Source organism: Paenibacillus durus (assembly GCF_000756615.1).
Taxonomy (GTDB): domain Bacteria; phylum Bacillota; class Bacilli; order Paenibacillales; family Paenibacillaceae; genus Paenibacillus_AQ; species Paenibacillus_AQ durus.
On the sequence record NZ_CP009288.1, the window covers coordinates 3,568,713 to 3,581,193 of the forward strand.

The following is a 12,481-nucleotide window of genomic DNA, read 5'->3' on the forward strand; positions in this document are numbered from 1 at the left end:
AAGCCTCCCGTAACCGGGAGGCTGGCATAACGGGAAGTTCCCTTAATTGCTATTCTGTCCAAAAGCTCAGGCTTTCTCAACATTAAAATACTGCGCTTCAGGATGGGCGAAGACCATCGCGGACACGGATGCCTCAGGCTCCATCATAAATCCATCCGTCAAGTGGACTCCAATATCCTCAGGTGACATCAGCTTAAACAACGGCCCCTGATCCTCAAGATCCGGGCAGGCCGGATACCCGAAGGAGACGCGGATACCTTGATAGCGGGCGCCATGTCTCTGCTTCATCGTCATATCCGCCGGGTCCGGGAAGCCCCAGGTATCCCGCATCATATGATGGACACGTTCGGCCAATCCTTCCGCGATCTCAAGGGCCAGCGCCTGCAGCGCATGAGAGCGCAGATAGTCGCCCTTATTCTTCAGTTCTTCGGACTGTTCACGAATTCCTTGTCCGGCTGTTACCACAAGGAAACCGACATAATCCATAATTCCGCTGTCCACGGACTTCAAGAAGTCGGACAAGCAGAGGTAAGGCTCAACCTGCTGGCGCGGGAAAGTAAAGGTGTGAAGTACCTTTCCCGTGTTCTCCGGATCGTAGATCAGGATATCGTTGCCTCTCGACTGAGCCGGGAAGAACCGGTACATCGCATGCGGCCGGATGGTTCCGTTCACCGTCGCTTCAAGCAGCAGCCCGTCCACCGTCTCCTTCAATTCGACCGCCCGGGGCTCGCCTGCGGCCAGCTGCGCTTCGACTGATCCTCTAAGCCCCAAATGATGCCCAAGCAGCATCTGCATGTTCACATAAGGGATGATGTGGCCGAGCGGGTAATTGCGGAGCACATGCCGTTCCAGGTCCGGCGGAATATAGACCGGCGCATCCTGTGAAATTTTCGAGCGTACCGCTCTCGTAAGCTGGGGAAGCTCCGGTTTCTGAGGAGCAGCTGCTGCGGCCTCGTTCTCCTCACGCATCTCCTCGGCCATCTTGGCCCGTTCCGCCGGATTCATCAGCTTGTTGGCAAGATCGAGACCATCCATGGCATCCTTGGCGTACAGCACAAGTCCGTCGTATTCCGGACGGATGCGCGTCTTGGTGAATTTGCGGGTCAGTGCCGCGCCGCCGACCATAATCGGCACGTCTATTCCCGCCGTGCGCAAATCCTGCGCCGTCAGGACCATCTGCTGGGCTGATTTAACGAGCAGCCCGGACAAGCCGATGGCATCGGCTTTTTCCCGGCGAAACGCTTCGATGATCGTCTCCGGCGGTACTTTTATACCCAGGTTGATAATTTGATAACCGTTGTTTGAAAGGATAATCTCGACCAGATTTTTGCCGATATCATGGACATCGCCCTTGACGGTGGCGAGCAGAATCTTGCCCTTGACCGAGGTTTCATTCTTCTCCATGAACTGCTCCAGATGGGCAACCGACGCCTTCATTACTTCAGCGCTTTGCAGCACCTCCGCCACGATGAGCTCATTATTGTTGAACAGCCGTCCGACCTCGGACATTCCGGCCATAAGCGGTCCGTTAATGATCTCGAGGGCGCCGTATTTGTTGAGCGCCTCGTCAAGATCGGGGACCAGCCCCTCTTTACTTCCTTCCACCACATAGGAAGCCAGCCGCTCTTCCAGCGTCAGATTGGAGATCTTCTCTTTCTTCTCCACCTTCTTGCCGCGGAAAGCAGCGACAAAGTCGGCAAGCGTCTCATCGTTGGTGTTGTAAATCAGTTCTTCGGCCAAGCGGCGCTCTTCTTCAGGAATCGAAGCGTACCGCTCCACCTTCTCCGTATTAACGATCGCATAATCCAGCCCTGCCTTCGTGCACTCGTAGAGGAAGACCGAATTCAGCACTTCCCGGCCCGCCTCCGGCAGCCCGAACGATACGTTGCTGATTCCAAGCACAGTATGAACACCTGGCAGTGCTTCCTTAATCAGGCGGATGCCATCGATCGTTTCCTTGGCCGAGCCGATATACTGTTCATCCCCTGTTCCAACAGGAAATACAAGCGTATCGAATATCAAATCCTCTGGCGCCAAGCCGTACTTGTTTACAAGAAGATCATAAGAGCGTCTAGCCACCGCAAGCTTGTCCTCCGCCTTGATTGCCTGGCCGCTCTCGTCGATAGTTCCGACGACAACCGCCGCGCCGTACTTGTGAATCAGCGGCGTAACATGCTCGAATTTTTCTTCACCATCTTCAAGATTAATGGAGTTAATGATCGCTTTACCCTGGCTGTACTGCAGAGCCAGATCAATAACCTTCGGGTCCGTCGTATCAATCATGAGCGGAACCTTAACCTTCTTCACGACCAGCTCCAGGAATTGTTTAATATCCTCCGCTTCATCACGGTCGGGGTCCTGAACACACACATCCACGACCTGCGCTCCGCTCTTCACCTGGGCGCGCGCAATTTCCGATGCCTCTTCATACTTGCCTTCGACAATGAGCCGCTTGAATTTGCGCGAGCCAAGCACGTTAGTCCGCTCGCCGATCATATACGGCCGGTTATCCTGCTCAATGTATACAGGCTCGATACCGGACAATGCCGGGGAATGGCTTCCGCGCAGAGGGCGCGGCTGATATTCCGCCAGCAAATCCGCCATCGCCCGGATATGCGCCGGCGTCGTGCCGCAGCAGCCTCCGGCAATGTTGAGCCAGCCCTTCTCGGCGAAAGCCGCGACCTTGCGGGCCAGCGACTCCGGCGACTCATGATAGTTACCGTTCTCATCCGGCAGGCCCGCATTTGGATAGCAGCTGACCGCCGCCTTGGCCATCTCGGACAATGAACGGATATGGTCGCGCATGAATTCCGGTCCGGTCGCGCAGTTAAGTCCGACTGAGATCGGCTTCAAATGCTCCAATGAAATATAGAAGGCCTCAATATTCTGACCGGCCAGCGTCGTGCCCATCGGCTCAATCGTGCCAGATATCATGATCGGGAGGGTAGTTCCGGTCTTCTCAAAAGCGTTTCGGATGCCGATGCTGCCGGCTTTTACATTCAAGGTATCCTGTGAAGTTTCGAGCAGCAGAGCATCCACGCCGCCTTCGATCAGGGCAACCGCCTGCTCCTCATAGCTTTCCGTCAGTTCGATAAACGTCAAACCACCTGTAACGGACAGCGTTTTAGTAGTTGGCCCCATTGCGCCTACGACATAACGCGGACGGTCCGGGGAGTCGTATTTATCGGCAGCTTCCCTGGCGATCGCCGCTGCGGCGAGGTTGATTTCACGCGCTCTTTGCGGGATATCATAATCCGCAAGCACCACCGAGGTTGCTCCAAACGTGTTTGTCTCAATCAAATCTGCGCCGGCTTCCAGGTAAGTTTCATGAATATTTCGAATGACTTCGGGTCTGGTCAGCACGAGCATCTCGTTGCAGCCCTCAAGATCATCTCCGCCAAAATCCTCCCCGGTCAGAGGAACTTGCTGTATCATCGTGCCCATAGCACCGTCTAATATCAGAATGCGCTGCTCCAGCGCTTCTGCAAGTGTAGGTTTAGCCACTTTCCAATCCCTCCAGTAAAACATTAGAGTAAGTTTAGCAGAATAAAGGGAATTCGGAAAGTCTCCCGCCATTGATTACCGCTTAACGGTCAATGATTTTGTCGGCATCGAATGCTGCGTTCGGGCAGTTACATGCAGGGTCACACTGTAGCTCCCCGCCTCCGCCAGCATTCCTTTAGCCGTATAATTCCCTTGGCCGACCGGCGTACCGGTAAGCTTAAGCTTTTTTGACGCATCAGTGTTATTTACAACTTCAAACCGTACTTCCTTGGCATCATCTACTGGCTCACTGCCCTGAGTTACTCTCGCTTTAAAAGTAATTTCCTGAGTAACCACCGCCTCTGGCGGACTCCAGTAGAGCTCTACCTTGATCGGCTCCATTGACATCTCGGACATGTTCATGCCGGAATGATTATTTCTCCCGGAAGAACAGCCTATCAGCGCTCCGGCAAGCACCAGGAATAATAGATCCCATTTTGCGAATGGCCTCAGCATATGCAGCCCTCCTGGATAGCCTCTATTTCGTACGGTTTGTTGATTACATCTTACGTTAATCTTACGTTAAGTCTGCCTTTCTTATTATACATGGATTGACCGTCTTTGACAGCCAACTACGCGCCGTTTTCCATAGAAATGAGATATTTGTCACACATCCGGTTTAATCTTCCATATAAAAGACCGATACCCTGTCATGCAAGATACCGGTCACGAAACGAACGATATAAAGTTAGAGACTTTGAACCAAAGGAAGCAGCTCCGACAAATGCTTGATTTCATAATGAGGGATAATTTCCGGGTCGGATGGTTTGCCGGTGCGATTGATCCATACTGTTGTAAGTCCTGCGGCCAAACCGCCGCGAATATCAGTCGTAAGCTTGTCTCCAACCATAATTCCCTGTTCCGGTGCGATATCCAGCCGCTTCAGCGCATGCTCGAAAATCGCTACGTCAGGCTTGCCCTTCCCAAAAGTCCCTGAAATGACAATATGATCAAAGAAAGGAATCAACTCGGGTACCCCATCCAGCTTCTCCTGCTGAAGGGCCGGACAGCCGTTGGTCAGCAGCAGCAGCTTTACCTTCCCGCGAAGCGCAGCCAGAATTTCCAGCGTCTCTTCATAGATGTAGGGACGGCTCCGGCGTTCCGAGGCAAAGCGAGCAGCGAGTGTCTCCGCCAGGCTCTCATCGTCAATTCCCACGGCGGCAAGTCCGCGGCGCCAGGATTCCTTCCGGTAATTTGGAGCAAGCTGCTCCAGCTTCCGGAACTGCTCCTGCTCTCCGGCAGTAAAATTCGCCCACAGTGCTTCAAACGGATTAATTCCGATCATCTGCGTAAAAGGAAAGGTCTCGTAAGATTCATAGAGACTTCTCGCTTCCCGTCTAACTGCGGCTTCCAGTTCCTTCGAGTCCACGGTTTCACCCGCCGCTTTGCAGGCGTATTCAAAAGCTTCCTCAATGCTTCGCTCATCCCATAAAAGAGTATCATCCAAATCAAACAGTACGGCCGCAATCGGCATTCCACTACTCCCTCTCTATAATAAACTTTACAATTATTGCTCTATACTATTTGCGCTCCACAGGAATACGGTTTTGCTCACCAAAACGCTCCATCCGCTCACCCATGACAGCCGTGTCATAACGGTTAATCAACCGCGAGAAAATCCACTGCCCCCGCTTAGCTTTGGGCTTAATGCGAATGGAGCCGCGGGATATGATAATTTTCTCGATATCGGCTGCCTCAAGGAACCTTTGGCGGTTAAATTTGAAAGTAGAGACCCGCGCCCGCTCAACCTTCAAATATGGACGCCGGAAGAAGATCATTGCCGCCAGCGCAAAATAGAGTACAACGCCAACCCAATTCATTACCAGGCTGTTTTGGCTGCCAGATGATGTGTCGAACTGGCCGATGCTCCAATACAGAGCCCCCAATGCCGCAAGCAGTACAGGAAAAACAATATTGCGTCCCTTATAAACGTCGGCTTGACCGGCCTTGGATGAAGAATTAATGGAATCCTTGCCCTCTTTTTTTCTTCTCTTGTTGATCTGCTGTGTGTTGCGTTGAACCATTCTTTCCCAAGAACGGGCCATTTCATTTCCCCCTAGTCTTCCTGAAGTTTCTATGAAAAGACGGCTTCGGCTTGATTAATGAAGATTTCTATTGCCGTCTCGTTCATTTCCTTTGTCATCCACAATTTCAATCGACTCCAATTGAGCGCGGAAATTGCGGCGGACATTACCGAGATATATCTCCCGAAGTTTGGCGCGTTCTGCCAATTCCTCTTCGTTTAGTCCGACGCTCTTAGATTTGCGCGCCAGCTCATTAATGCGATTAACCAGTTCATCTATATTCAAAATGTTCCCTCCTAATTTCTGCTTGATTGTTCATGCCGGCATTAGCGGTAAGTTAAAGGAACCGGTAGAACTGCTCTAAATTCATTCTAACTTTGCCATGAGAAAAAGAGCTTGTCAAGGCGACTCCCCTGAAAGCTCATTTTACTGCATTAGCCTGATATGCTTCTACTCTGTTAATCAGCACTTTGCAAAATTTGCTTCAAGTCGCTAAGGGTATTTGCAAATGATTATTTGTATACGGGAATTGATAATATATCTCCGGCCTGGATATCGGAACCGCTCAAATTATTATGTCGTTTAATAGCATCAATATATACGACAGTTCTCATATCGGAAGCTTTATTCTTAAGAGCGATACTCCAGAGTGTATCGCCGGGCTCCACTACAATCCGCTTCTCCTGCTGTATTGATAACGAACTGGCAAATACTTGGCTTACCACGGTAAATCCCGAAATAATTAGAAGAAGCACAATCATCAGCTTAAAAACATCTTGCTGTTTCAATACGATACATGCTTTCTTGATGATCACTTTAGTGTTCTTTACGGATGGGTTCATATGGCTAGAAACCGCACTCCGGCACGCTGAGGCGGCCTCCGGTGTCTCATTATAAATGCTGCGGTATGTACTATATTTCAACATGTATCATCAACCTCCAAACACTTGTTCTTACTTGCAAAATTAATATAGCACGAACATGTGTTTCGATCAAGAGGTTTTTCGAACGATTGTTCCCCTTTATTTTTTTAGAACTTATGTTTGTGCGAACGGCAGTTCTATGTTATAATTTTCCCAAACATTACTAGATGGGGTGTATTCCGATGTCAAAGATTTCGAGTCGCCAGCTGGCGATCCTGGAATTTATACGTAACGAAGTTCGCAGCAAGGGGTATCCGCCTTCCGTCCGGGAAATTGGAGAAGCGGTCGGCCTGGCCTCCAGTTCTACCGTACACGGGCATCTTGACCGGCTGGAGAAGAAAGGACTTATCCGCCGCGATCCCACGAAACCGCGCGCCATTGAATTGCTGGGCCAGGAAGACTCCGAAAATGTCCAACAATTCGTGCAGACCGTTGCCCGAGTCCCGGTTGTTGGCAAGGTGACTGCGGGTGTGCCGATTACAGCAACAGAGAATATTGAAGATTATTTCCCCCTTCCCACCCATTACGTCGGAGAAAACAAGGTCTTCATGCTTTCCGTTATGGGCGACAGTATGATTGAAGCCGGCATCATGAACGGAGATTACGTCATCGTCCGCCAGCAGCAGACCGCCGATAACGGCGATATCGTGGTCGCAATGACGGAAGACGATGAAGCTACTGTCAAGACCTTCTATAAGGAGCGCGATCATATTCGCCTGCAGCCTGAAAATCCGGCCTATGAGCCGCTCCGGCTTAACCGGGTGAGTATTTTGGGTAAAGTGATTGGATTATTCAGAGACATCCATTAATGGCTGTGCACATTTGAAAGGCGGCCCCGTTTACCGGGTCCGCCTCTTTTCGTACATACTTTTTCAGCATAGCTCTTTGTGCCGCACTTCGATATTCAGAGAAATTAGAACGGCATATGCACTCCCTGCATATTTTATACCGTAAAGGAGTGCTGATCATATGCCTAATTACCGGATCATTGTCGATTTATCCCAGCGCATGTTGTACCTTCTGGATAACGATAAAGTCGTTCGGGGCTTCCCCGTAGGAATCGGCAAAATGTTAACCCAGACACCCGAGGGCGAATACACCATTGTTAATAAGCAGGCAAATCCAGGCGGACCATTCGGCGCATTCTGGATGGGACTTTCCAAGCCCCATTACGGCATTCACGGAACCAATAATCCCGCGTCAATCGGTCATCAGGTTTCGCATGGATGTATCCGTATGTACAATGCCGATGTACTTGAGCTGGCCCGGATCGTTCCGCTGGGTACTAGAGTAACTATTCGTGAATAAATATTAAAAACCGCCAAAAAATGGCGGTTCTATTATGCAAAAAGTTAGTACAACGCGATCAGCTCCATAAAAATGAGGTTGCAATGCCGCGGTCATCCAACTGTTGAAGCTGGACTTTAGGCTCCATTGGCGGATACTGGGTTTCTCTATTATCGTCATTCTAACTGACCAGACTGGCAGTTATTCAAAATAAGCTATCAGGGACGTAATAAACTTGCTGCGTATTTTTTTTATTATCCGGGTCTGTAACTATAGTAAAATAAACGTTGCCGTTTTTGGTCTGTACTCCCTCGATTTCATGGCTTCCCACATTTGTTATATTCACAAGGGTTTTGTATGCTCCTGTGTTTGACATCATAGCAATCTTGGGAGTATCACCTTCTGCGCCGCCTGACGTATATATTTCCGTTTTATCAAGCATATCAGCTCCCTGGAATGATCCGTTCGGTCTTACAATAGCATTTCCCGACTGCGTAAAGCTGGTTACGCAAGCGTTTACCGTAGCTGCACTGTCCATTCGTACCTGTTCATTGCTGTCAAGAAGCTTGTTTAAAGCTACCGTATCATAAATGGACCAAGTAACGGTTCCTTCCGCAGTTTGTACGCGGAAAATCGTATAGTTACTGTTGCCGCCGCCATCAACACGGTAAGTCTCACCTAATCTTGCACCCGTCTTATTAGCGTAATTCAAATAAGTGAACCGATGAAGATCCGTATAATCAAGTGTCGCACCAGACGAGTATTGAAGCCTTGCTACCTGAAGCGACCAGTAATACGGCGTTGAAGAATCAGCTTTTGCACTGAAATAGAAATAGTTAATGCCATTATAGGTGTACATATCCAGCGTTTGTCCGTGACCGGAATTGGTGATGGTCATTTCATCAACATATGTGGCGTCGCTTCCGTTTATGAGCAATCTTGAAAGATAGACTGTTCCCCCGGACCGCTGTGTTACATAAAGATACTTATCAGCAATGTAAGCTTTCTGAACAGCCAGGTTGTGATTAAGTCCTTTGAGATTGTATGCGAGTGTTGCCGTAGCGTTTACAGTACTCTCAGGAGCAGCCGCAAATACGGGTAAGACAGACATTCCAAATGAAAGAAACGCGACAACAAAAGATGTAAGTATTTTTAATTGCCTTCTAAACTTCAACGCTTGAACTTGAGACATATAGATACCTCCATTAAAAATGATAATAAACTAAATATCCCTCACATTCTTAATTTTGGTTACCAAATAGTTCACATGAAGAATACAGACATGAATATACCATAAAATACATTTTTTGTCAATTATTACATTTTGAAATAATAACTGGTTATCTGGTTATTGAATCATACTTCAATCGCCGCCACAAAGAAAAACCCTCAAAGCCTTATAGCCTCAAGGGTTTTCCAATTAGTACAGCGTGATGTATTGGTTTCTTTCCCAGTCATGCACCTGCGTGCGGTAGATGTCCCATTCGATTTCCTTCAGCTCATAGAAGTGCGCCAGGGCATGCTCGCCAAGAGCGTCGGTGACTACGGGGTTGCGGATCAGTTCACCCAGTGCTTCCTTAAGATCCGCCGGCAGACTCGGGATGCCTTCTTCGATCCGCTCTTCTTCAGTCATAATGTAGATGTTACGATCAATAGGAGCAGGCAGATCAAGCTGACGCTTGATGCCATCCAGACCTGCCTTCAGCATAACCGCCAACGCAAGGTAAGGATTGGCTGCCGGGTCCGGGTTCCGGACTTCAATGCGCGTGCTGAGTCCTCTGGAAGCCGGGATGCGGATCATCGGGCTGCGGTTGCTCGCCGACCAGGCAACATAGCAAGGGGCTTCATATCCGGGAACCAGACGCTTATAGGAGTTCACCGTAGGGTTCGTAATTGCGGCAAGCGCCCGCGCATGCTTTAGCAGGCCTGCCATGTAGCTGCGCGCAGTATCGCTAAGACCAAGCTCATCTTTTTCTTCGTAGAAAGTGTTCTCGCTGCCCTTAAACAGCGATTGGTGGCAGTGCATTCCCGAGCCGTTCATACCGAACATAGGCTTAGGCATAAATGTGGCATGCAGCCCATGCTGGCGGGCAACCGTCTTCACTACCAGCTTGAACGTCTGGATCTGGTCGGCTGCCTTGATCGCATCGGCATATTTAAAGTCAATCTCATGCTGTCCATACGCGACCTCGTGGTGTGAAGCTTCGATTTCGAAGCCCATTTCTTCCAGCGTTAATACAATTTCGCGGCGGCAGTTCTCTCCAAGGTCCATCGGAGCAAGGTCGAAATAACCGCCTTGATCGTTGAGTTCCGTCGTCGGATTGCCCTTCTCATCGGTCTGGAACAGGAAAAATTCCGGTTCCGGTCCAACGTTCATGGAAGTAAAGCCCATTTCTTTCGCTTCTTTAAGGCAGCGTTTCAAAATACCGCGGGGATCACCGGCAAACGGAGTTCCGTCCGGCATATAGACATCACAAATAAGACGGGCAACGCGGTCTTCGGCTACCCATGGAAATATTACCCAAGTGTCGAGATCGGGATATAAATACATATCGGATTCTTCGATGCGGACATAGCCTTCGATGGAAGAGCCATCAAACATCATTTTGTTGTCCAGCGCCTTCTCCAATTGGCTGACGGGAATTTCCACATTCTTGACCGTACCGAGCAAATCGGTAAACTGGAGACGAATGAACCGGACATTCTCTTCCTTGGCTATGCGCAAAATATCTTCTTTAGAAAAGCTCACTATACCCTCTCCCTTTCGCGCTTCTGTATATTATTTATTGAAAAACCGGGATAACTCCCCTTGAATAAGAGATACTTGTCCCGGCCTTTTCCCGGAAACCAACTCCTGCTTGAGCAGCCTGTGGAGTTGGGAATCGGACAGCTCGCGCCGCCGGACTTCCGTGTCGGGGGTAATGACGGTAGCTTCTTCCGATTCCTTGGATACCGGGTTCATAACCTGCTTGATACCGGCAATATTAACCCCTTTTTCAATCAAAGCCTTAATTTCCAGCAAACGCTCCACATCGTTAAAAGAGAATAATCGCTGATTGCCCGAGGTGCGCGCCGGAACAATCAGACTATGTTGCTCATAATAGCGGATTTGCCGTGCGGACAAATCAGTAAGTTTCATTACAATTCCTATTGGGAATAACGCCATATTTCTGCGGATTTCATCACCCATGACTCATCCAACCTTCCAATGATCTTTTTCTCATCTCATTGTACATTTCCGGCTATGGCGTGTCAATGATATGTAAGATATACTCACAACATTTCTAGTTTCTTTTTTACAGTAAATTCCGATCCCGAATACTCTGCAGCGCCATCAGCACACCATATTTGACATGTGAATAGGTCAATCCTCCCTGCATGTAACCGATGTATGGAGCCCTGATCGGAGCGTCTGCAGACAACTCCAGGCTGCCTCCCTGAATAAAAGTTCCCGCCGCCATAATGACCGGATGCTCGTAGCCAGGCATGTCCCAAGGCTCCGGGACGGCGTGGCTGTCTACGGCAGCTGCCCGCTGTATTCCCTGAACGAAGGCAATCAAATGCTCGGGTCCGTCAAAAGAAACAGCCTGTATAAGATCGGTCCGCTGCTCCTGCCATGCAGGCTTGGTGCGAAAACCGCAGCGTTCAAAAACGGCGGCGGCGAAGATGCTTCCTTTTAAGGCCTGTCCGACCGTGTGTGGAGCCATAAACAGTCCCTGATAAAGCCCCCGTGTCGTCCCCAGCATCGCTCCGACTTCGCCACCGATGCCCGGCGCCGTAAGCCGGTAAGCAGCCAGTTCTACCAGGTCCCTTCTGCCGCATATATAGCCTCCGGTTTCGGCGATGCCGCCTCCGGGGTTTTTGATCAGGGAGCCAGCCATCAGATCAACGCCGACCTGGGTTGGCTCCATTTCCTCGGTAAATTCCCCGTAGCAGTTATCGACAAAGACGACAGCGTCCGGCGCTATTTCCTTGACTTTGGCCGTCATTTCCCCGATCTGTTCCACAGTAAAAGAAGAACGCCAGTCATAGCCGCGCGACCGCTGAATGCCGATCACCTTCGTCGCGGGCGTCAAAGCCCGCGCAACCTCCGCCCAGTCAACTTCCCCCTCATCGGTAAGCGCCATTTCCCGGTAGGTTATGCCGAAATCCGCCAGAGAGCCTGTCCCGTCCCCCGGCTTGCCGATCACCTTATGCAAAGTATCGTATGGCCGTCCAGTGATGTACAACAGCTCGTCTCCCGGCCGGAGCACGCCGAACAGCGCAGTGGAGATCGTATGCGTGCCCGACGCAAAATGAGGCCGCACTAGCGCGGCTTCGGCTCCGAATACATCCGCATATACTAGATCCAGCACCTCCCGGCCTCTGTCATTATAGGCGTAGCCCGTTGAACCGGCAAAGTGGAAGTCGCTGACTTGGTGACTTTGAAAAGCTTCGATTACTTTCCACTGGTTAAGATCCACAATCCGGTCAAGAGTCCTGACCGCCTCCTGAATCTCAACTTCCGCCGCTTCCGCCGCTTGTAAAATATCTTCTGCAAATACTGCCATTTATGTCCGTCTCTCCTTACATACACTTTCCATGATTATAACAGTAAGCGGCAGAAGACTGTCGCTTATAAATCCGAAAAATAGGATGTTATTGTTAATTAAGCGATAATATCCCTGGGAATTAAGTATAGCGGCCATTCCAAATTTCCTGCTA

12 protein-coding genes are annotated in these 12,481 nt (G+C 49.9%); 2 read left to right on the top strand and 10 right to left on the bottom strand.

Annotation, left to right across the window (positions count from 1 at the left end; translation table 11 throughout):
- Positions 1-66: 66 nt before the first annotated feature.
- The 6 genes from metH to yneA form a co-directional block, all read right to left on the bottom strand.
- Complete coding sequence (gene metH, locus PDUR_RS15115; protein ID WP_042206986.1) at positions 67-3,504, bottom strand: methionine synthase; 3,438 nt, start codon at positions 3,502-3,504, stop codon at positions 67-69.
- Between the two features lie 75 nt (positions 3,505-3,579).
- A complete protein-coding gene (locus tag PDUR_RS15120) occupies positions 3,580-3,999 on the bottom strand; it encodes a FixH family protein (protein ID WP_052410243.1) in 420 nt (139 codons plus the stop codon).
- A gap of 232 nt (positions 4,000-4,231) precedes the next feature.
- A complete protein-coding gene (locus PDUR_RS15125; protein ID WP_042206987.1) occupies positions 4,232-5,017 on the bottom strand; it encodes an HAD family hydrolase in 786 nt (261 codons plus the stop codon).
- A 46-nt stretch (positions 5,018-5,063) separates the two neighbouring features.
- A complete protein-coding gene (locus PDUR_RS15130) occupies positions 5,064-5,588 on the bottom strand; it encodes a hypothetical protein (RefSeq protein WP_042206988.1) in 525 nt (174 codons plus the stop codon).
- Between the two features lie 54 nt (positions 5,589-5,642).
- Complete coding sequence (locus PDUR_RS15135; protein ID WP_042206989.1) at positions 5,643-5,852, bottom strand: DUF896 domain-containing protein; 210 nt, start codon at positions 5,850-5,852, stop codon at positions 5,643-5,645.
- Between the two features lie 227 nt (positions 5,853-6,079).
- Complete coding sequence (gene yneA / locus PDUR_RS15140) at positions 6,080-6,493, bottom strand: cell division suppressor protein YneA (RefSeq protein ID WP_042206990.1); 414 nt, start codon at positions 6,491-6,493, stop codon at positions 6,080-6,082.
- 179 nt (positions 6,494-6,672) lie between these two features.
- On the opposite strand from yneA, the gene lexA reads away from it, so the two are divergent.
- Positions 6,673-7,299 carry a transcriptional repressor LexA gene (gene lexA, locus PDUR_RS15145; RefSeq protein ID WP_042206991.1) on the top strand — a complete coding sequence of 209 codons (627 nt, stop codon included), beginning with the start codon at positions 6,673-6,675 and terminating at the stop codon, positions 7,297-7,299.
- A 160-nt stretch (positions 7,300-7,459) separates the two neighbouring features.
- On the top strand, positions 7,460-7,798 hold the full coding sequence (locus PDUR_RS15150) for a L,D-transpeptidase (RefSeq protein WP_042206992.1): 339 nt from the start codon (positions 7,460-7,462) through the stop codon (positions 7,796-7,798).
- Positions 7,799-7,982: 184 nt separating this feature from the next.
- Here PDUR_RS15150 and PDUR_RS15155 read toward each other — a convergent pair whose 3' ends face one another.
- The 4 genes from PDUR_RS15155 to PDUR_RS15170 form a co-directional block, all read right to left on the bottom strand.
- Positions 7,983-8,969 carry a helveticin J family class III bacteriocin gene (locus tag PDUR_RS15155; RefSeq protein ID WP_042206993.1) on the bottom strand — a complete coding sequence of 329 codons (987 nt, stop codon included), beginning with the start codon at positions 8,967-8,969 and terminating at the stop codon, positions 7,983-7,985.
- Between the two features lie 228 nt (positions 8,970-9,197).
- On the bottom strand, positions 9,198-10,526 hold the full coding sequence (gene glnA / locus PDUR_RS15160) for a type I glutamate--ammonia ligase (RefSeq protein ID WP_042206994.1): 1,329 nt from the start codon (positions 10,524-10,526) through the stop codon (positions 9,198-9,200).
- 30 nt (positions 10,527-10,556) lie between these two features.
- Positions 10,557-10,967, bottom strand: a complete 411-nt coding sequence (locus tag PDUR_RS15165) for a MerR family transcriptional regulator (RefSeq protein ID WP_019910684.1) — start codon at positions 10,965-10,967, stop codon at positions 10,557-10,559.
- Between the two features lie 106 nt (positions 10,968-11,073).
- Entirely contained in the window at positions 11,074-12,327 is a 1,254-nt protein-coding gene (locus PDUR_RS15170; protein ID WP_042206995.1) for a methionine gamma-lyase family protein, read from the bottom strand.
- Positions 12,328-12,481 lie beyond the last annotated feature (154 nt).